Source organism: Fodinicurvata halophila (genome assembly GCF_042651425.1).
GTDB classification, from domain to species: domain Bacteria; phylum Pseudomonadota; class Alphaproteobacteria; order Kiloniellales; family DSM-21159; genus Fodinicurvata; species Fodinicurvata halophila.
In genome coordinates, this window is sequence record NZ_JBHSCW010000010.1 from 121,121 (window position 1) to 139,749 (window position 18,629).

General features: G+C 60.6%; 18 protein-coding genes. 13 read left to right on the plus strand and 5 right to left on the minus strand.

Features of this window, described 5'->3' with window-relative positions:
* Positions 1-97 precede the first annotated feature (97 nt).
* From ACFOW6_RS15700 to ACFOW6_RS15710, 3 genes are all read left to right on the plus strand, one after another.
* The gene (locus tag ACFOW6_RS15700) at positions 98-2,860 is read left to right on the plus strand and encodes a type I restriction endonuclease subunit R (protein ID WP_382423371.1); all 2,763 of its coding nucleotides are present in this window, start codon (positions 98-100) and stop codon (positions 2,858-2,860) included.
* A 1-nt stretch (position 2,861) separates the two neighbouring features.
* Positions 2,862-4,358, plus strand: coding sequence for a restriction endonuclease subunit S (locus ACFOW6_RS15705; protein ID WP_382423372.1), 1,497 nt, complete (start codon positions 2,862-2,864; stop codon positions 4,356-4,358).
* A 73-nt stretch (positions 4,359-4,431) separates the two neighbouring features.
* Positions 4,432-5,913, plus strand: coding sequence for a type I restriction-modification system subunit M (locus ACFOW6_RS15710; protein ID WP_382423373.1), 1,482 nt, complete (start codon positions 4,432-4,434; stop codon positions 5,911-5,913).
* A gap of 76 nt (positions 5,914-5,989) precedes the next feature.
* On the opposite strand, the gene ACFOW6_RS15715 is transcribed toward ACFOW6_RS15710, so the two are convergent.
* Entirely contained in the window at positions 5,990-6,163 is a 174-nt protein-coding gene (locus ACFOW6_RS15715) for a hypothetical protein (protein ID WP_382423374.1), read from the minus strand.
* Between the two features lie 90 nt (positions 6,164-6,253).
* On the opposite strand from ACFOW6_RS15715, the gene ACFOW6_RS15720 reads away from it, so the two are divergent.
* The gene (locus ACFOW6_RS15720) at positions 6,254-7,792 is read left to right on the plus strand and encodes an anti-phage dCTP deaminase (RefSeq protein ID WP_382423375.1); all 1,539 of its coding nucleotides are present in this window, start codon (positions 6,254-6,256) and stop codon (positions 7,790-7,792) included.
* Between the two features lie 198 nt (positions 7,793-7,990).
* Here ACFOW6_RS15720 and ACFOW6_RS15725 read toward each other — a convergent pair whose 3' ends face one another.
* On the minus strand, positions 7,991-8,392 hold the full coding sequence (locus ACFOW6_RS15725) for a type II toxin-antitoxin system death-on-curing family toxin (RefSeq protein ID WP_382423376.1): 402 nt from the start codon (positions 8,390-8,392) through the stop codon (positions 7,991-7,993).
* A 46-nt stretch (positions 8,393-8,438) separates the two neighbouring features.
* On the minus strand, positions 8,439-8,666 hold the full coding sequence (locus tag ACFOW6_RS15730) for an AbrB/MazE/SpoVT family DNA-binding domain-containing protein (protein ID WP_382423377.1): 228 nt from the start codon (positions 8,664-8,666) through the stop codon (positions 8,439-8,441).
* Positions 8,667-8,840: 174 nt separating this feature from the next.
* Here ACFOW6_RS15730 and ACFOW6_RS18190 point away from each other — a divergent pair, with 174 nt between their 5' ends.
* The 8 genes from ACFOW6_RS18190 (at position 8,841) to ACFOW6_RS15775 (ending at position 16,023) form a co-directional block, all read left to right on the plus strand.
* On the plus strand, positions 8,841-9,428 hold the full coding sequence (locus tag ACFOW6_RS18190; protein WP_449267369.1) for a toxin-antitoxin system HicB family antitoxin: 588 nt from the start codon (positions 8,841-8,843) through the stop codon (positions 9,426-9,428).
* A gap of 289 nt (positions 9,429-9,717) precedes the next feature.
* Entirely contained in the window at positions 9,718-10,143 is a 426-nt protein-coding gene (locus tag ACFOW6_RS15745) for a hypothetical protein (protein ID WP_382423378.1), read from the plus strand.
* 603 nt (positions 10,144-10,746) lie between these two features.
* Positions 10,747-11,256 carry a DUF6790 family protein gene (locus ACFOW6_RS15750; RefSeq protein ID WP_382423379.1) on the plus strand — a complete coding sequence of 170 codons (510 nt, stop codon included), beginning with the start codon at positions 10,747-10,749 and terminating at the stop codon, positions 11,254-11,256.
* A gap of 138 nt (positions 11,257-11,394) precedes the next feature.
* Complete coding sequence (locus ACFOW6_RS15755) at positions 11,395-12,252, plus strand: isocitrate lyase/PEP mutase family protein (RefSeq protein ID WP_382423380.1); 858 nt, start codon at positions 11,395-11,397, stop codon at positions 12,250-12,252.
* Positions 12,253-12,410: 158 nt separating this feature from the next.
* Positions 12,411-13,709, plus strand: coding sequence for a TRAP transporter large permease (locus tag ACFOW6_RS15760; RefSeq protein ID WP_382423381.1), 1,299 nt, complete (start codon positions 12,411-12,413; stop codon positions 13,707-13,709).
* Between the two features lie 35 nt (positions 13,710-13,744).
* Positions 13,745-14,782 carry a TRAP transporter substrate-binding protein gene (locus tag ACFOW6_RS15765; RefSeq protein WP_382423382.1) on the plus strand — a complete coding sequence of 346 codons (1,038 nt, stop codon included), beginning with the start codon at positions 13,745-13,747 and terminating at the stop codon, positions 14,780-14,782.
* A 38-nt stretch (positions 14,783-14,820) separates the two neighbouring features.
* Complete coding sequence (locus ACFOW6_RS15770) at positions 14,821-15,378, plus strand: TRAP transporter small permease (RefSeq protein WP_382423383.1); 558 nt, start codon at positions 14,821-14,823, stop codon at positions 15,376-15,378.
* Positions 15,379-15,642: 264 nt separating this feature from the next.
* Positions 15,643-16,023 carry a hypothetical protein gene (locus tag ACFOW6_RS15775; RefSeq protein ID WP_382423384.1) on the plus strand — a complete coding sequence of 127 codons (381 nt, stop codon included), beginning with the start codon at positions 15,643-15,645 and terminating at the stop codon, positions 16,021-16,023.
* A gap of 163 nt (positions 16,024-16,186) precedes the next feature.
* Here the strand turns inward: ACFOW6_RS15775 and ACFOW6_RS15780 are convergent, their stop codons facing one another.
* Together ACFOW6_RS15780 and ACFOW6_RS15785 are read right to left on the minus strand one after the other, a co-directional pair.
* On the minus strand, positions 16,187-16,513 hold the full coding sequence (locus ACFOW6_RS15780; RefSeq protein WP_382423385.1) for a YnfA family protein: 327 nt from the start codon (positions 16,511-16,513) through the stop codon (positions 16,187-16,189).
* A 16-nt stretch (positions 16,514-16,529) separates the two neighbouring features.
* The gene (locus ACFOW6_RS15785; RefSeq protein WP_382423386.1) at positions 16,530-17,525 is read right to left on the minus strand and encodes an LLM class flavin-dependent oxidoreductase; all 996 of its coding nucleotides are present in this window, start codon (positions 17,523-17,525) and stop codon (positions 16,530-16,532) included.
* 698 nt (positions 17,526-18,223) lie between these two features.
* Here ACFOW6_RS15785 and ACFOW6_RS15790 point away from each other — a divergent pair.
* Complete coding sequence (locus ACFOW6_RS15790; protein ID WP_382423387.1) at positions 18,224-18,625, plus strand: hypothetical protein; 402 nt, start codon at positions 18,224-18,226, stop codon at positions 18,623-18,625.
* The last annotated feature ends 4 nt before the right edge of the window (positions 18,626-18,629 follow it).

Consider the following 18,629-nt stretch of genomic DNA (forward strand, 5'->3'; position numbering starts at 1 on the left):
TGGCGGTTTTATCGCTCTGAAGACCAGAAAAACGCAATAGTTGCAGATCTCTCTGTGCTTGCTAGGCTGCCCCGCGCGCAACACAGAGGTTCCCTGCATGCAGACACCCGAAGACAAGGCCCGGGCGGAGATTGACCGCCTTCTGAGCGATGCGGGCTGGGTGTTGCAGGATATGGAAGATTTCAATCGCAACGCGGCGCTGGGCGTCGCGGTGCGGGAGTTCCAGTTGCCGGCTGGCCCTTGTGATTACCTGCTGTTTGTGGACGGCAAGGCGGCCGGGGTGATCGAGGCCAAAAAAAGCGGCGTGACCCTGAGCGGGGTGGCCGATCAGTCCGAGAAGTACATGGGCGCCCTGCCGCCTCATCTGGCCAGTTGGGGTGACATGCTGCTCTATGATTACGAGAGCACGGGCACGGAGACCCTGTTCCGTGACCTGCGCGACCCGAAGCCGCGCTCACGCCGGATCTTCGCCTTTCATCGGCCGGAAACCCTGCGGGCCTGGCTGCAGCAACCGGATACCCTGCGCGCCCGGCTGCAGCAGATGCCGCCGCTGGACAGCAGCGGGCTGCGCGACTGTCAGGTCGAGGCCATCACCAACCTGGAGCGCTCGCTGGCCGAGGACCGGCCGCGGTCGCTGATCCAGCTGGCGACCGGGGCCGGAAAGACCTTCACGGCCTGTTCCTTCTCCTATCGCCTGATCCGTCATGCCGGGGCGCGGCGAATCCTGTTCCTGGTGGATCGCAACAACCTGGGCGACCAGACGCTGCGGGAGTTCCAGAACTTCCAGCCGCCGGGGGCCGCCAACCGCTTCACCGATACCTATATCGTCCAGCACCTGCGCTCCCACCACATCGATCGCGATGCCAAGGTGGTCATCACGACGATCCAGCGCCTCTATTCCCTGTTGCGCGGCGAGGAGCTGGAGGACGAGGCCGAGGAACGCTCGGCCTTCGAGATGGCACAGGCAGCGGGCAGCGAGGTTGCGCCCCTGGGCTATAACCCGGAGATTCCCGTCGAGACCTTCGACTTCATCATCACCGACGAGTGCCATCGCTCCATCTATGGCCTCTGGCGCCAGGTGCTGGAGTATTTCGATGCTTCAATCATCGGCCTGACGGCCACGCCGTCCAAGCATACCCTGGGTTTCTTCAACCAGAACCTGGTGGCCGAATACCCTTATGAGCGTTCGGTGGCCGATGGCGTGAACGTGGGCTACGAGATCTATCGCATCCGAACGCAGGTCAGCGAAGAGGGCGGGCGCATCGAGGGCACGGATACCGGTTTCCAGGTGCCGGTGAGGGACAAGCGCAGCCGCAAGCTGCGCTATGAACAGCTGGACGCCGACCTGGAGTACAGCGCCAAGGAGCTGGACCGCTCGGTGGTGAACCCCAACCAGATTCGCACGGTGCTGCAGACCTATCGCGAGCGGGTCTTCACCGAACTGTTCCCCGACCGCAGCGGCCAGTGGCTGCCCAAGACCCTGATCTTTGCCAAGGACGACAACCACGCCGAGGAGATCGTCCATGCCGTGCGCGAGGTGTTCGGGGAAGGCAACGACTTCGCCAAGAAGATCACCTATCGCAACAGCGGCGAGGACCCCAAGGAACTGATCAAGGCCTTTCGTGTCGATCCCTTCCCCCGCATTGCGGTGACCGTGGACATGATCGCCACCGGCACGGACATCAAGCCGGTGGAGGTCCTGATCTTCATGCGCGACGTGAAATCCGAGGGCTATTACGAGCAGATGAAGGGCCGCGGGGTGCGCTCCATTCCCGATGCCGACCTGAAGGCCGTGACCCCCGATGCGAAGACCAAGACGCGCTTCATCCTGATCGATGCCGTGGGCGTGTCGGAGACCAAGAAGAACGCCTCGCAGCCACTGGAGCGCAAGAAGACCGTCAGTTTCGATGCCCTGCTGGACCAGGTGGCCATGGGACGGCGCGACGAGGAGGCCCTGTCCTCCCTGGCCGGCCGCCTGTCGGCCCTGGACCGCAAGCTGGGCGAGGAGGAGCGCCACCGCATTGCCGAGGCCAGTGGCGGCAAGCCACCGCGGGAGCTGTCCAACGATCTGCTGGACGCCATCGATCCGGATAGGCAGGAAAGCGCCATCCATCAGCAGCATGGACCACAGGCCACCCAAGACCAGAAAGATGCCGTGGTCGGGAGGCTAATGGACGAAGCATGTCAGCCCTTTGATTCGCCACAGCTGCGCGACCTGCTGAAGGACATCAAGCAGAAGACGGACATCGTGATCGATGAGGTCACGACCGATACCATGCTGGGCGCGACCTTCGACAAGAGGAAGGCCGAGGCAACGGTGACCAGCTTCCGGGAGTTCATGGAGGACAACCGCGACCAGCTGACCGCCCTGCAGATTCTCTATAACCAGCCGCGCGGACAGCAGAAGCTGACCTATCAGGCCATCCGCGAGCTGGTCCAGCGTTTGGGCGATCCGCCGCATTACCTGACCACTGCCACTGTCTGGCAGGCTTATCGCCGGCTGGAGGCGGCCAAGGTGCGCGGCGCCCCGGTCGACGACCAGCTGACCGAGGTGGTCAGCCTGGTGCGCTTTGCCCTGGGCCAGGACGAGGTGCTGGAGCCCTTCGGCACCGTGGTGGAGCAGCGCTTCAACCTGTGGCTGGGGCGCGAGAAACGCGCCGGCCGGGCCTACACGGCCGAGCAGGAAGACTGGCTTCGCACCATCGCCTCCTATATAGCGGCGAACGCCGAGATTACGCCGCGCGATTTCCAGGAAGCCCCCAGCCTGGCCGACCGTGGCGGAATCATACAGGCGCGCAAGGTACTGGGGCCGGAGTTGAACGACATGCTGGATGATCTGCAGGGAGCGCTGGTGGCTTAATATGAGTTTTGGGGAGAATATCGAACAACTCATCGGTAGCAGCACAAATGGTCTGCATGCGTGTCACCACACATGGGAGCGTGTCCGAATCGGTGAGATTGCAGCACTGGTTAATGGCTATGCTTTTAAATCCAGCGGTTTCAACGATAAGGAAGGCACACCTATTGTCAGGATTCGTGACGTAACAAAGGGGGTGCCGGGCACCTACTATCACGGTCCTGTTGATGATCCGAAGATGACCTTTATTGAGAACGGACAAATCGCAATTGGTATGGATGGGGATTTCAATTGTCGGATTTGGGGGGGTGGGCAAGCTCTGCTCAACCAGCGTGTTTGTTCGTTGACTGCCAATGAAGACTTCTATTCCCAAAAGTTCCTAGCATTAGCTCTACCAGGATACCTGAAGTTAATTAATGATCATACTTCCTCTATTACTGTTAAACATCTCTCGTCACTGACAGTTCGCGACATTCCGGTGCCACTCCCTCCCCTCAACGAACAACGCCGCATCGTCGAGAAGATCGAGACGCTGTTTGCTCGATTGGACAAGGGCGAAGAAGCGCTGCGCGAGGTGCAGAGGCAGCTTTCCACTTATCGCCAGTCGGTGCTGAAGGCCGCCGTCACCGGTCAGTTGACGGCTGATTGGCGTGCGCAGAACGCGCACCGCCAGGAACACGGCCGCGACCTGCTGGAGCGCATCCTGCAAACCCGCCGCGAAACCTGGGAAGGCCGCGGGAAATACAAGGAACCCGCTGCCCTCGACACGACCGACTTGTCGGAACTACCGGAAGGCTGGATTTGGACATCGCTTGGCGCTCTCATTTCGGCAGGCCCACAAAACGGATTGTATCTGCCCCAATCAAAATACGGCTCGGGAACCCCAATTCTTCGGATTGATGATTATCAAGTTGATTGGCTTCGGCCCATGAGCGAACTTCGACTCGTCGCTGCCGAGCCGGACGATTGCCAGAAATATGGTCTGCACCATGGTGATTTTGTGGTGAATCGCGTGAACAGTGTTTCCCACTTGGGAAAGACCACTCTTTTACCCAGTGAATACGAAGGAGCGCTATTCGAGTCGAATATGATGAGGTTTTCGGTGGGCAACCTGATCAGCAAAGAATATCTCAGACTTTATTTGACCAGCGATTTGGGTAGAAAGAAACTGATCCAGAACTGCAAGCACGCTGTGAACCAAGCCAGCATTAACCAAGGTGATGTGGAGGCGACGCCTGTTCCACTGCCTCCGTACCTCGAACAGGAAGAGATCGTCCAAAGAGTATCAGAAGAGTCGTCTCGCGAGATCGCAAGCTTAAAGACTTGTCAAACCGAGCTTGCCCGTTCCGCCGCCCTGCGCCAGTCCATCCTGAAAGACGCCTTTGCAGGCCGTCTGGTGCCACAGAATCCAGATGACGAATCTGCCAGTGAGTTGCTGGCGCGTATCCAGTCGGATTGTCCCGCCAAATCGAAACGATCACGCCGGACGCAGGCTGCATGATTGTCGTCTGTCCGGCTGTGCCTTGGCCCCTTTTCATGAACACTGACTCTGTCTTTCCCCTCGAGGTACTCCGATGAGCAACAAGGAACAACTGGTCCAGAAGGTCTGGAACTATGCCCATGTGCTGCGCGACCAGGGCATTTCCTATGGCGACTATATCGAACAGATCACCTTCCTGCTGTTCCTGAAGATGGACCAGGAGCGGGTGGACCACCTGGGCGAGCCCTCGACCGTGCCGCCGGAGTGGGGCTGGGCGCAGTTGGCGGGCAAGGACGGCGAGGACCTGGAACAGCAGTATCGCCGCAGCCTGGAGGCGCTGGCCCATGAAGACGGGCTGGTGGGCACGATCTTCCGCAAGGCGCAGAACAAGCTGTCGGATCCCGCCAAGCTGAAGCGTGTGGTCAGCCTGATCGACAAGGAGGGGCCCTGGATCGGCCTGGACGTGGACGTGAAGGGCGAGATCTATGAGGGGTTGCTGGAACGCAATGCCTCGGAAGTGCGCTCGGGCGCCGGGCAGTACTTCACGCCGCGGCCCGTGATCGACGCCATGGTCAAGTGCGTGGATCCGAAGGTGAGCGAGACGGTCTGCGACCCGGCCTGTGGCACCGGCGGTTTCCTGCTGCAGGCCTATGAGCATATGAAGGACCAGACCCGGGACCGGGAGAAGCTGCGCGACCTGCGCCACACGGCCTTTACCGGCATGGATATCGTGGACGAGGTGGTGCGGCTCTGTGCCATGAACCTCTACCTGCATGGCCTCGGCAATGGCGGCAGTCCGGTGGAGCGCGGCGATGCCCTGTCAAATGATGGCGGGGAGCGCTTTGACGTGGTGCTGACCAATCCGCCCTTTGGCAAGAAGTCCAGCTATACCGTGGTGGGTGAGGATGGCCAGGTCACCACCGAGCGCGAGAACTACGAGCGCGCGGACTTCAAGTTCACCACCTCGAACAAGCAGTTCAACTTCCTGCAGCACATCATGACCATCCTGGACACAAACGGGCGTGCGGGCGTGGTCATGCCCGACAACGTGCTGTTCGAGGCGGGGCGCGCCGGTGAGGGCTTGCGCCGACGCCTGTTGGACGGTTTCAACTTCCACACCCTGCTGCGCCTGCCCACGGGTATCTGGTACAGCCAGGGCGTGAAGGCCAACGTCCTGTTCTTCGACAAGCGCCCGGCGGCGCGCGAGGCGCAGACGCGGGAGCTGTGGGTCTATGACTATCGCACCAACGTGCACAAGACCCTGCGCACCAAGCCGCTGACCCGGGCTGAGCTGGACGACTTCGTGCGCTGTTACCATGACCGGCAGGAGACCGAGCGCTTCCGGCGCTTCACCTATGACGAACTGATCCAGCGCGACAAGGTGAACCTGGATCTCTTCTGGCTGCGCGACGACAGCCTAGAAGACACGGAGAACCTGCCGCCCCCCGACCTGCTGGCCGCCGAGATCGTGGAGAACCTGGAATCAGCCTTGGAACAGTTCCGCAGCGTGGCCAGCGAGCTGGGGGAAAAGGCAGGAGGTGATTCAGTGGAGGACCCGATACAGAAAGTTGAATAAGGGTATTTCGAAGGTAATGCTTATAATTATCCATTATAAAAAAGAGAGGGGAATTTAAATTCCCCTCTTGATGAAATTAATAGTACTTTTTATCATTGAGCTTTACTTTAAATGACCCTCTTAATTCAGGATGTCGAGATTTAAGTGTACTCGCGACATTCTCTAATCCATTTTTTAGTTCATCGCTGTGTTTTTCTTTTATTTTTGAATCATTGCCATTTGACGGAGATTTTTGTTGGATTTCGGTCATTCTTACATTACCTCCCAAATTATAGTATAATGCTCTTGACTGATTCTATAGTTAATCTTTCTAGGCGAAGCGTTCAAAGGATGCTGTTCGATGTTCGAGGAAAAAAAGCACCCAGAACTTGTGTTTGGCTTGGTTGGTCCAATTGGTGTGAACATGGACGATGTTGAATCCAAGCTTTGTGCGAGTTTGCAGACGGTTGGCTATGAGCCAATCTCGATTCGTGCAACTGAAATTATGCAACAAGTGGATGTCGGTATCGAGATCAAACATAGCGCTGACCCTCTCACACATTATCAGACTCGAATAGACTATGCCAATGCAGTAAGAAGAAAATGTAATAATGATGCAGCTATCGCTGGGCTTGTTATGCTTCATATACGACAATTAAGATATGATATTAATTCCCAAATACTGTCTAATAAAGAGCTTGAATCAGAAAACGCTTCTGAGATTCCTTTGCAGAAACATGCATTTGTAATTCGGCAATTTAAGAGAAAAGAAGAAATTGATGCTTTAAAGAAAGTTTATGGATCAAAATTTATACAACTATCAGCAAATGCGCGTCAGGAAGAAAGATTAAAAGGATTGTCACGTCGCATGGCTTCGCAAAATCCAAATTTGGATAAAGATACCTGTGATAAATATGCTGAACAACTTATAGAGCGGGATTTAAATGAGATAACGGTAAATTGGGGTCAAAGAATAGGTGATGTATTTCATCTTGGAGATGTATTTGTAGATGCAAATACAGAAGTGTTAATTGAAAAAAATATTAGAAGATTTGTAGAAGCTTTTTTTGGGCGTAATTCTATTAGTCCATCAGCGGACGAATACGGGACTTATATGGCTGCATCAGCCTCTCTGCGTTCAATTGATACTGCGCGTCAAGTAGGGGCATCAATATTCACTACTGAGTCAGAGGTTGTGGCTCTGGGCTGCAATGAGGTTCCAAAGGCAGGAGGTGGTACATATTGGTCAGATGATATAGATCCACATCGTGATTACGATGAAGGGCATGATGCTAACACAACTTATAAGAGACGCTTGTTATTTGATATTATCAAGAGGTTGAGAGATAATGAGTTTATTAACTCACCAAGTAGTGATATCGATTTGTTCCAAGAAATTATTGGTAATGAAAATATATCAGACTCTTTATTAATGGATATTACTGAATTTGGGAGGATGACTCATGCGGAAATGAATGCAATAACTGACGCAGCTAGATTGGGGCGCTCTCTAAAGGGGGCTACTTTATACTGTACAACTTTTCCCTGTCATAACTGTGCAAAACATATTATAGCATCTGGTATTCAGAGAGTCGTTTTTATAGAACCTTATCCAAAAAGTAAGGCTTCAGAATTACATGAAGATTCAATTTCATTTGGAAGAAATAGATCCACAAATAAAGTTTCATTCGAGCATTTCTATGGGATTTCTCCAAGGCGCTATAGAGATATTTTTGAAAAAAAGAGAAGAAGAAAGGGAGATGGAACTCTAGAAGAATGGTATGAAAAAGAAGCAGCTCCGAGAATCGAAGATAGAAGTTCATTCCATACATTTAATGAGACTTCGGCTATATTTTCAATATTAGAGAAAGTAGCAGAAGATTTTAATCTTACAGAATAAAAAATTTTTCACTACAGTATATATATTTAATTCGAATTTTTACTTTATACATGCTCTATATTATAAAATAATAATTTAAAAAGTATCTATTTTTGCCTGAAATCGAAGTTAAGAAAAAGACGACCGAGCAAGAAGAAAAGCAGTCGAATCAAATGGAAGATCATCTCTGTAAAGACCGCCATTCAAAGCAGTGCAGAGCTATTCCACTAGGGGGCGGCTGTAGCGTTCGATGAAGCTGGCGAGATCCGTCACGCTTGTCTCGCGCCGGATGACGGACATGCCGGCTTCGTAGGCGTCGTCCTCCGGGGCGTCGAGGTAGATGTCGTTCATCACCAGGAAGGTCATGGCGGCCAGCCAGGCCAGGCGCTTGTTGCCGTCCAGCAGAGCATGTCGTGTCACGATCCCCTCGAAGACCAGGGCGGAGAGCAGGGCGGCTGTGGCCTGGGGCTCGTATTCAGCGTAGGTGCGTGCGCGTTCGAAGCCGGCAACAAGATCGTCGGGGGAGGTGATCACCAGCTTCTCGTCATGGTCGTCCATGAAACGGGCAAGCCGGTCGACCACTGCCTGGGGGTGCGGCCAGACGTAGCTGTTGACGCTCATGCCTTCTTGTCCTGGCGAGCGGGTATGAGAGGCGGCTGTCCGCGTGTCATTGCCCGAAAAGGCGCAGCGTGCGGGCATAGCGGGAGGCCATGCGGTCCGCGGCGCGCCAGGTCTCGTCGTAGTGGCTGTCCACCACCTGGGCCGTGAACTGTCTTTCGGATACGGAGACGCGTAGGGTCGAGCCCACGTCAGCCTTCAATTCCTGAAGAATATCCTGGGAGAGCGGCAGGAAGGCGCTGTTCCCGATTTTCTTGATGGTCTTGCGTGTGTCCATGGTGGTCGTCCTCTGCCTGACGCGTTTACGTATATACTATCGTTTATACTATGATTCAAGGAGAGGACATCTCTTTATCGTACTCAGGGAGTAGGCCGCTCGTTGGCTGACAGGGAGACCGAGGGTGTCTTGCACGCTCGTTGATGCGATACTATATTTTAGTACCATGCTCAGATGAAGCGGAAACACAAGAGGACCCTCGCGGCGATTTTCGCGCGCCCTACACCAGGTTCGATTCAATGGGGTGATGTTGAAGCCCTGTTCAAGGCGCTCGGGGCTGATGTCGAGGAACGAGAAGGCTCTCGTGTCGCTGTCGTACTGTTCGGGGAGGTGCGGATCTTTCATCGACCACACCCAACCCCGGACACCGACAAGGGTGCTATCGCCAGCATTCGGAAGTGGTTAGAGGGCGAATGGAGTGAAGCCATGAACAACGTCATGATCATCAATGGCTATCGTGCTGTTGTTCAGTACGATCCGGAGATTGAGAAATTCCGTGGTGAGTTCACGGGTCTCAATGGGGGCGCGGACTTCTATGCGGAGAGTGTCGAAGACCTGCGCAAGGAAGGCGAAATCTCGCTGCGCGTTTTTCTGGAGACATGCCGGGACAAGGGCATTGAGCCCACCAGGCGGTTTTCCGGAAAGTTCCAGGTGCGTGTTCCCGAGATGGTGCACAAGCAGGCCGTCGAAGCCGCCAGGGCCCGAGGCGTCAGCCTGAATCAACTGGTGGCTGAGGCTCTTGAGCACGAGTTATCCGCGTAAATGTGCTGGTGCCCCCATCGCCTTGCTGAAGGCTGAGCGCGCGTTGCTTTTCAATATGACGCTCGAAACTCCTGCGGAGTTCATACAAGAACGTTTGGTATTCGAAAATATACCCGTCATATCAATCGGTTGAAAGACCTCCTCCCTGACGCTCCCCGGGCTCCAACATTATTTTCATCACCCTCTTAAAAACCGCCCAGCGCCTACACACATCAAATCATCCGCGCATGAGCCGGGGGTCGCATGAGCGCTCCGTGGTTTCGCTGCGCCTTGCCTCCTGGAGGTAAAAATGAACGCCATGCTTGGCGTCGGCATGCTGGCCGTGACGGTTCTGTTCTTTGCGTGGGCCTATGGCCAGTTTCGTCGCCCGCGCCCCGAGGCCTGGACCCGGGGTGATCTTGGGGGCGTCACCGTAACCCTGACCCTTGTCACCCTGTCGATGTTCTCCGTGTTCCATCTGGGTGCCTTCCTGTTCGATCTCGGGTCCGAAACCCGCTGGCTGGAGATCAGCGCCGTAGCGGGCGTTGCCCTGCTGCTGTGCTGGCTGCTCGTGCCGCGCCTGATGGCGCCGGCCTTGCGGGCGGCGAATGCACACGGCGCGCTGGCGTCGTCCGTGACGGACACGCTGCCCGAGCCCGCCAACGACCCGCGTCCGAGAGCACCGGCACGAGCGAAGCCTGCGACCGGCAAGGTCGGCCGGCGCCGCGCTGCCTGATCCAGATGACGCGGCGAGCGGAGGCTGCCGGTAGAGCGGCCGTCGTTGCCGACGTGCCGCTTTCCGGTGCTTCGATCGCAGACCGTCGATACGCGGGACATAAGAAAAGGCCGCCCGGCGAGCCGGGCGGCCAAGTCCCTCCTTGCACAGGGCAGGGCAAGAGAGGGAGGGAGGAGCCTGTTCGGGACGCTGCCTTGGCTGGGGGCGCGGTTTTCCCGGAGTGCTGCGTCGCCGGGCCGTCAGCGCGAAGGGGCGGCCGGCGCGTGGAAACTCACTCTGTTTGTCGCCTGCATGTTTCCATGTCGTCCCTGCCTGGTGGGTGCGGAACCTGACTCTCATGAACAGGGACAGGCCGCCGGACGACAAAGTTCCTTCGCGACACCTACTGAATTGTTCAGCACAGCCGCATGCACAAGAGCGCAGAGATGTGACATTCTTTTGGCACGCTACAGGCAGGTGGGGAAGGTGCGTGCGTGCTTCGCCGCCGGTGGCGATGCTGCGAGGCTCGACCTGGCGGCCGAGCACCTCTGCGCGAGGGTAGTGGCGCTTTTTCCGGAAGCCCTGTAATCTCCCGGCGGTTGTCTACTTGGGGGAGAGAAGGCGGTGGAAGCCTTTGTTTCGTTCGTCCTGTCCAACTTCACATTGAGCTTCTTCGTGCTGGGCCTGCTCGTCGCCGGCCTGGCGCTGCTGCGCCTGAAGAAGCCGCCCACACGCGAAGACGTGGCGGAGGCGCTGCTGGCCTGGTTCCTGTTCTTCTCGATCGGGATCAGCTTCCTCTACAACTTCGTCATGCATGTCTTCTTCGGCGCGATGGCGGCCGCCTTCATCGGCTGGGCGGACAGCCCGTTCCAGGCCGAGGTGGGGTTCGCCAGCCTGGGCTTCGCCGTGGTCGGCTTCCTGGCCTGGCGCGGCGGCTTCGGCCTGCGCCTGGCGGCCGTGGTGGGCCCGGCCTGTTTCCTCTGGGGCGCGGCCGGCGGCCATGTCTATCAGATGATCACGGCGGGCAACTTCGCGCCGGGCAATGCCGGCGTGATCTTCTATAGCGACATCCTGATCCCGCTGATCGGCTTCGCGCTGCTGTGGTGGCGCGGCCGGGCGGGGGGACGTTCCTGACTCGCTGCCGGCCGGCCCAGAAGATTGACACTGCGCGGCGGCGGGCTATATCGTCCTGCTCCACAAGAAAACGGCGGTTGCCGGCTGGGGCGGGAAAACAGCCGCCGGGCGTACCGCGGGCACGAGAGGGGAAACGGGATGGCGGACCCTGCGCTGAAGCAGGCCCTTCACAGCGGACAGATCGTCGTCGCACCGGGAGTCTATGACCTGATCTCGGCGCTGGTCGCCGACCGCATGGGCTTCCCCGCGCTCTACGTCACCGGCTATGGCACGGTCGCCTCCAGCCTGGGCCTGCCCGATGCGGGACTGGCCAGCTATCGCGACATGCTGGAGCGCATCAGCCAGATCGTGGCGCGCACCACAACGCCGGTCATCGCCGACGGCGACACGGGCTATGGCGGCCTGCTGAACGTGCGGCACACGGTGCAGGGCTACGAGGCCGCCGGCGTCAGCGCCATCCAGCTGGAGGACCAGGTCTTTCCCAAGAAATGCGGACATACGCCCAAACGCGAGGTCATCCCGGCCGACGAGATGGCGCAGAAGATCCGCGTCGCCCGGGACAGCCGGCGCAGCGACGACTTCCTGATCATCGCGCGTACGGACGCACGCACTGAACACGGCCTGGACGAGGCGCTGCGGCGCGGCGCGGCCTATGCCGAGGCCGGGGCCGACGTGATCTTCATCGAATCGCCCGAGAGCGAGGATGAGATGGCGCGCATCGCCCAGGCCATCGACCGGCCGCTGCTGGCCAACATGGTGCCGGGCGGGCGCACGCCGCTGCTGCCCGCCGAGCGGCTGCAGGACATGGGCTTCGCGCTGGCCATCCATCCGGTCACCGGCCTGCTGGCCGCGACCCGGGCACTGGAACAGGTCTACGGCGACCTGAAGCAGCCGGGCGGCACCGGGGACGGCCGCGACCTCTACAGCTTCGCCGAGTTCAACCGCCTGATCGGCTTCGAGGAGATCTGGGCGTTCGAGAAGGCATACGCCAAGTAATTCGTGCGCGTACGCGTACGCAAGAGGAAGAGATTACAGAGCCCGCCAAAGAGGCTTTCACAGGGAGGATACCACGTGCCGCAGAGCGATGAGAGGGCCCGTCCCCCCATCTGCCGCCACGCCGCAGGCCCAGGCGGGCCGGCGAAGGACGGACGGTCATGATCGAACCGGTCATCGTCGTCATCGTCCTGCTGGCGCTGATCGCCATCGGGGCGCCGATCTTCCTGGCCCTGGGGGCGGCCGGGCTGGCCGGGCTCTACATGGCGCGCGGCTCCATGGCCTTCTTCTTCGGTCCCACCTCGATCTTCGGGCAGCTCAATTCCTTCGAGCTGATCGCCCTGCCGCTGTTCATCCTGATGGGCAGCTTTCTGTCGGTGACGCCGGTGGGACGCAACCTGTTCCATGCCGTGGTGGTGTGGCTGAACTGGCTGCGCGGCAGCCTGGCGATCTCCACCGTCGGGGCCTCGGCCCTGTTCGGCGCGGTCAGCGGCGTGTCGATTGCCGGTGTGGCGGCGGTGGGCTCCATCGCCATACCGCAGATGCTGGAGCGCGGCTACAGCCGGCGGCTGGCGGCCGGCTCGGTGGCCAGTGCCGGGGCGCTGGCCATGCTGATCCCGCCCAGCGTGCCGCTGATCATCTATGGCGCGGTTTCCAGCGTGTCGGTGGCCGACCTGTTCATCGGCGGCCTGATCCCGGGGCTGGCGCTGGCCTTCGCGCTGGGCCTGTATATCTACATCCGCGTGCGCATCTTCCCCGAGGAGGCGCCGGCGCAGGAGACCAGCCGCATCACCTGGGGCCAGCGGCTGCGCGCGCTGGCCGGTATCTGGCACGCGGCCCTGCTGGTCGTGGTCGTGCTGGGCACGATCTATTCCGGCATCGCCACGCCCAGCGAGGCGGCGGCCTTCGGCGCCCTGGGCGCCTTCGTCATCGCCGGCGGCATCTTCCGGGTGCTGGACCGCGCGACCCTGCTGCGCGTCCTGGGGCAGACGGCGCGGGTGTCGGGCGCCATCCTGCTGATCATCGGCTGCGCGCGCATCTTCGGCGACTACCTGAATCTGGTGCGGGTGCCGGACACGATCACCAGTCTGCTGATCGCCACGGAACTGCCGCCGGTGGCGATCCTGCTGCTGGTCATGCTGGCCATGGTCGGCCTGGGCATGCTGGTGGACGCGGTCTCGCTGATCGTGGTGACGGTGCCCATCCTGCTGCCGGTGGTGACCGCGCTGGGCTATGACCCGCTGTGGTTCGGCATCATCCTGGTGATGAACCTGGAAATCGCGGTGGTGACGCCGCCCGTGGGGCTGAATCTCTATGCCCTGAAAGGCGTCGCGCCCATGCTGAGGATCGAGGAGATCATCCGCAGCGTCCTGCCCTTCGTGGGCATACAGCTGCTGACCCTGATCGTCTTCGTCCTGTTCCCCGGGCTGGCCCTGTGGCTGCCCAACCTGCTTGGATGACAGGCAACAGACCCTTGATGAGGGAGGAGAAGAAAATGATCGATCGCAGAAAGTTCCTGACCTACAGCGGCGCGCTGGCCGCCGGATCCACGCTGGGCCTGCCGCTCAGCCGGGCGCGCGCCGCCGAGACCGTCACCGGCGTGACCTACCTGCCGCCGTCCTACAAGGCGCTGACGGCCGGTTCGGCCGGCTTCGTCGAGCAGCTGGAAAAGAACCACTCGGACGTGGTGGATATCGACTTCCACGATTCCGGGCGCCTGCTGTCCGCCGACGAGCAGCTGCCCGCGCTGCGCGCCGGCAACATCGACTTCATGTTCCACACCACTTCCTACGTCACCCGCTCGCTGCCCATCCTGGGCGTGCTAGGTCTGCCGGGCGTGGTGAACGCGCTCTATGAGAATCCGGACCGCCTGAAGCGCGGCTCGCCGCTGTTCGAGCTGATCAACGAGCAGCTGGAGAGCGAGCATGGCCTCTACATGCTGAGCGTGGGCGGCAACATCCTGCAGCCCGAGTACATCTGGAGCACCGAGTCCGATCCGGTGCGCAACCTGGACGACCTGGACGGCAAGAAGGTGCGCGTGGTGGGCTATGAAGCCACCGGTGCCATCGAGGCCTTCGGCGGGGCCTCGGTGCGCATCCCCTCGTCCGAGCTGTACCTCGCGCTGCAGCGCGGCACCGTGGACGCGGCGGTGTGCAACATCTCCACCGTGGTGGGCCGCAGCCTGCAGGAGCAGGTGACCCAGGTGCTGCGCGTGCCGGTCACGGCCTTCGGCATCGGCATCTTCGTGACCACCGAGCACTGGGCGCAGATGCCCGACGACGTCAAGGAGGCCATGACCTCGGCGGCCGAGTGGTTCGACGAGAACAGTGCCCGCATGGCCAACGAGGATTACTACGGTGACGAGTACTGGCCGATGATGGACGAGGCCGGCGTCGAGGTGATCGAACCGGATCAGGAGACGCTGGACCGCTTCGCCGAGGTCAGCACCGAGGTGCGTAACGAGTGGGTCGGCGAGGTCGGCCAGGAGGTCGGCGAACGCGCCATCGCGCTGGCCGAGGGCGAGGACGCCTGAGGCCGCTGCAGGGACCAAGGCAGGAAGGAGGCTCGATCATGCTGTCTGGCGGGGTGCGTGTCCTGGAGGGGCTGTCCCGGTGGCTGCAGCGCAGCGGCCAGGTGGTGCTCGCCTTCATGGCGCTGACCATCTTCTATGACGCCATGATGCGCTATCTCTTCACGGCGCCCACCACCTGGAGCCTGGAGATCAACTCCTTCCTGCTGGTCTATCTGGCCATCATCCCGGCGGCCGATACCCTGCGCCGGGGCGAGCAGATCTCGATCTCGCTGCTGCCCGACAAGCTGCCGCCGCGCGGGCGCGCCGCGCTGTTCGTGGTGATCAGCATTGTCGGCGTGGCCTTCTCGGCCATCCTGGCGTGGCGCGGCTTCCTGCTGGCGCAGGATGCCTGGCTGCACGAAGAGCGCGTGTCCAGCGTGTTCGGCACGCCCATGGTCTTTCCCTATTCCATCCTGCCCATCGGCTTCGGCGTGCTGGCGGCCCAGTTCGTCATCGACGGCCTGCGGGCGCTGGGCGTGGCCGGCGGCTGGCTGCCGCCCGAACGCCTGCAGCCGGGCAAGGCCGAGACGGAGGACAGCCAGAGAGTCGAGCTCTAGCCGCCAACCGGGCGCCCCGCCCTGACTTCCCGGCGAAAGGTTCGGGGGTGGAGATTGGCGTTCTCTTTCATTATTAGAGAAAACTGCGGATATACATGGTTTTCACGCGGAATTCACGTTTGCGTGACTGAATTCGTGTTTGCAATAACGAAATATCGATCAGAGGTGATTGGACCATAACTTCAGATCTTCATACCTTTTGTCTTGAGAAGACGGCATCGAACCGGAGCCGTCATAGACAGCCAAGACGAAAGGAGATCCATCATGTTCAAGCACACGACCACCGTTCTCGGTTTCACTCTCGCCACCCTGCTGGCCGGACCAGCCCTGGCCCAGAACAATCCCAGCATCGAGGGCTATGACGGCGGCAACGTGCAGGCCGAAACCGCCTTGCACACCGTCGAGAGCACGCCCTTGGAGGCCAGCTATACTGCGGGTCGCCTCGCCGCCAATCCCAGCCTGGAAGGCTACAGCGGCGGCGAGTTGCCGAGCGGCAAGCCGCAGTTCGCGACGGCCAGCGAACCGCGTACCCAGTTCGCCGACAACCCTGCCGGGATCCGGGACGACAGCCCGCGCAGCGCTGTCGAGGCGAACGCCGACGGCTTTACCTGGAACACGGAGCAGCTGAGCACCTACGGGCGCTGATTGCGCCAACCCCGGAAAGCCTCCCATCCTCCCCGTTGCCCTTACCTGCCGCGTCAGGTCCCCGGACCTGGCGCGGCTTTTCTGTCGTCGTCCATCCAGGCAGCCTGTTGCCGCAAAGTGTCCACAGGCTCCGGGGCTGACGCGTAGCTGTGCTTTATCCCTCTCAGGCCTGGCGCGGGCCGAAGAGGATGATGGTGGCGCCGAGGATGCAGGTGGCCGCCCCGATCACGTCCCAGCGGTCGGGCCGCGCGCCCTCGATCGCCCACATCCAGGCCAGGGAGGAGAGGATGTAGACGCCGCCATAGGCGGCGTAGGCGCGGCCGGCGAAGTCGGCGTCGATGCGGGTGAGCGCCCAGGCGAAGAGCGCCAGACAGGCCATGCCGGGGATCAGCCACAGCGCCGACTTGTCCAGGCGCAGCCAGGCCCAGAAGGCGAAGCAGCCGGCGATCTCGGCGAAGGCGGCCAGGATATAGGTGGGAAGGACCCACATAACTCGTGCTCCTGCCTCAGCCGGCCAGCTGCTGCATGACCTGGGCGCCGATCTCGAAGCTGCGCAGGCGGGCGGCATGGTCGTGGATCTGGCCGGTCAGCATCAGCTCGTCGGCGCGGGTGCTTTCCAGGAATTGTCCGATTTGCGCCTTCACGCTCTCGGGATCGCCCACCGCGGTACAGGCCAGCGCATGGTCCAGCATCTCGCGCGCCGGGCCCTCGACCTTCTCCAGGAAGCGGGCGTCGGGCGCCGGCAGCGGCCCGGGCCGGCCGGTGCGCAGGGCGACGAAGGCCTGCTGCAGCGAGGTGAAGTGCAGCTGCGCTTCCTCGTCGCTGTCGGCGGCGAAGAGGTTGAGGCCCAGCATGACGTAGGGGCGATCCAGCTGGGCCGAGGGCTGGAAGCGGCTGCGGTAGATGTCCAGCGCGTTCATCATCTCACCCGGGGCGAAGTGCGAGGCGAAAGCGTAAGGCAGGCCGAGCGCCGCGGCCAGCTGGGCGCCGAACAGGCTGGAGCCCAGGATCCAGAGCGGTACGTCGAGGCCGGCACCGGGCACGGCGCGTACCTTCTGACCCGGCTGGGGCGCGGCAAAATAGGACTGCAGCTCCTGGACGTCCTGGGGGAAGGCGTTGGGGTCGCTCTCCAGGTTGCGGCGCAGCGCGCGCGCCGTGGTCTGGTCCGAGCCGGGGGCGCGGCCCAGGCCCAGGTCGATGCGGCCGGGATAGAGGGCCTCCAGCGTGCCGAACTGCTCGGCGATCACCAGCGGCGCATGGTTGGGCAGCATGATGCCGCCGGCGCCCACCCGGATGGTCGAGGTGGCGCCCGCCACGTGGCCGATGACCACGGCGGTGGCGGCGCTGGCGATGCCGGGCATGGAATGGTGCTCGGCCAGCCAGTAGCGATTGTAGCCCCAGCGTTCGGCATGCTGGGCCAGGTCGCGCGTGTTGGCGAACGACTGTGCGGCGTCGCCGCCTTCGACGATGGGGGCGAGGTCGAGAATGGAGAAGGCTGTCATGGGCATCCGCTGTGTCGGAAGTGTAAGGAGTCGGTCCCTGCAGTTTGGCATGGCCCGTCGATGAAACAATGGCTGCTGGCGGGGGCGGGGTGCGCCCGGTCTTTCCGCCTGTGCCAAGACGCTTCGAGGGCCCCTGCAGGGCCACCTCAGCGTGAGGCTGGTTTTTTGTTTTATATCAGAACCTTAAGCCTATCCTCATTCCGAGGTGGTGTACGCAGTACGCCCTCGAAGAATGCCGGCACCGGCGGTGCCTTTGGTATGAGCCCAGTCCAACCGCCTGTTCCGGGCCGCTTCGAGGCTCGCTACGCTCGCACCTCAGCGTGAGGGGTGTTTTGTGTTTATTTTCAGTTAGTTAAAACTGGCCTCATGTTGAGGCGGGCCGCTTAAGCGGCCCCTCGAAACATGTCGGCACGGACGGTGCCGTTGGAATGGGCCCGGTCTTTCCGCTTCTGCCGGGCTGCTTCGAGGCTCGGCCTGTCGGCCGAGCGCCTCAGCATGAGGGTGTATTTTTGTTTATTCTCAATCAATTATGATCCCTCAAAGAATGCCGGCACGGACGGTGCCGTTGGTGTTACTGCAGGGACACCAGGAAGAGAAGGAGGTACCTCTCAGAAGCCAGTAGACAGCGGCTGCGGTTGGTGTATAGCAAGGATTTTCATGCGGCCCGCGTCATGAGGCCGTTCTCGTTGGAGGAGTCGATGCCTTTCATTTCGTTGCTGTACTTCCGCACCGCGGTGGTTTTCCTGCTGGTGGGGATCGTCATGGGGCTGCACATGGCGGCCACGCATGATCACAGCACCCTGGCCGCCCATGCCCACGTCAACCTGCTGGGCTGGGTGACGCCGGCGCTGTTCGCCGGTTACTTCGCGCTGAACCCGGCGCAGGCCGAGCGATGGCTGGCGAAGCTGCAGTACGCTGTCTACGTTTCCGGCGTGGCGCTGATGGGGCCCATGCTCTACCTGATGCTGCGCGGCCGGCCGGAGCTGGAGCCCGTGGTGGTCTTCAGCTCTCTGCTGGTCTTCGCCGGCGCCATTCTCTTCGCCGTGATCGCCTTCACCAGTCCGGCGCGCGTGGCGCTGCCGCGGGTGGCTGCCGAGTAGGCCG

What these genes read in the sequence shown, in the direction of transcription:
- ACFOW6_RS15700 (WP_382423371.1), top strand. Translation starts at nt 98, where the DNA reads ATGCAGACACCCGAAGACAAGGCCCGGGCGGAGATTGACCGCCTTCTG.
- ACFOW6_RS15705 (WP_382423372.1), top strand. Translation starts at nt 2,862, where the DNA reads ATGAGTTTTGGGGAGAATATCGAACAACTCATCGGTAGCAGCACAAAT.
- ACFOW6_RS15710 (WP_382423373.1), top strand. Translation starts at nt 4,432, where the DNA reads ATGAGCAACAAGGAACAACTGGTCCAGAAGGTCTGGAACTATGCCCAT.
- ACFOW6_RS15715 (WP_382423374.1), bottom strand. Translation starts at nt 6,163, where the DNA reads ATGACCGAAATCCAACAAAAATCTCCGTCAAATGGCAATGATTCAAAA.
- ACFOW6_RS15720 (WP_382423375.1), top strand. Translation starts at nt 6,254, where the DNA reads ATGTTCGAGGAAAAAAAGCACCCAGAACTTGTGTTTGGCTTGGTTGGT.
- ACFOW6_RS15725 (WP_382423376.1), bottom strand. Translation starts at nt 8,392, where the DNA reads ATGAGCGTCAACAGCTACGTCTGGCCGCACCCCCAGGCAGTGGTCGAC.
- ACFOW6_RS15730 (WP_382423377.1), bottom strand. Translation starts at nt 8,666, where the DNA reads ATGGACACACGCAAGACCATCAAGAAAATCGGGAACAGCGCCTTCCTG.
- ACFOW6_RS18190 (WP_449267369.1), top strand. Translation starts at nt 8,841, where the DNA reads ATGAAGCGGAAACACAAGAGGACCCTCGCGGCGATTTTCGCGCGCCCT.
- ACFOW6_RS15745 (WP_382423378.1), top strand. Translation starts at nt 9,718, where the DNA reads ATGAACGCCATGCTTGGCGTCGGCATGCTGGCCGTGACGGTTCTGTTC.
- ACFOW6_RS15755 (WP_382423380.1), top strand. Translation starts at nt 11,395, where the DNA reads ATGGCGGACCCTGCGCTGAAGCAGGCCCTTCACAGCGGACAGATCGTC.
- ACFOW6_RS15760 (WP_382423381.1), top strand. Translation starts at nt 12,411, where the DNA reads ATGATCGAACCGGTCATCGTCGTCATCGTCCTGCTGGCGCTGATCGCC.
- ACFOW6_RS15765 (WP_382423382.1), top strand. Translation starts at nt 13,745, where the DNA reads ATGATCGATCGCAGAAAGTTCCTGACCTACAGCGGCGCGCTGGCCGCC.
- ACFOW6_RS15770 (WP_382423383.1), top strand. Translation starts at nt 14,821, where the DNA reads ATGCTGTCTGGCGGGGTGCGTGTCCTGGAGGGGCTGTCCCGGTGGCTG.
- ACFOW6_RS15775 (WP_382423384.1), top strand. Translation starts at nt 15,643, where the DNA reads ATGTTCAAGCACACGACCACCGTTCTCGGTTTCACTCTCGCCACCCTG.
- ACFOW6_RS15780 (WP_382423385.1), bottom strand. Translation starts at nt 16,513, where the DNA reads ATGTGGGTCCTTCCCACCTATATCCTGGCCGCCTTCGCCGAGATCGCC.
- ACFOW6_RS15785 (WP_382423386.1), bottom strand. Translation starts at nt 17,525, where the DNA reads ATGACAGCCTTCTCCATTCTCGACCTCGCCCCCATCGTCGAAGGCGGC.
- ACFOW6_RS15790 (WP_382423387.1), top strand. Translation starts at nt 18,224, where the DNA reads ATGCCTTTCATTTCGTTGCTGTACTTCCGCACCGCGGTGGTTTTCCTG.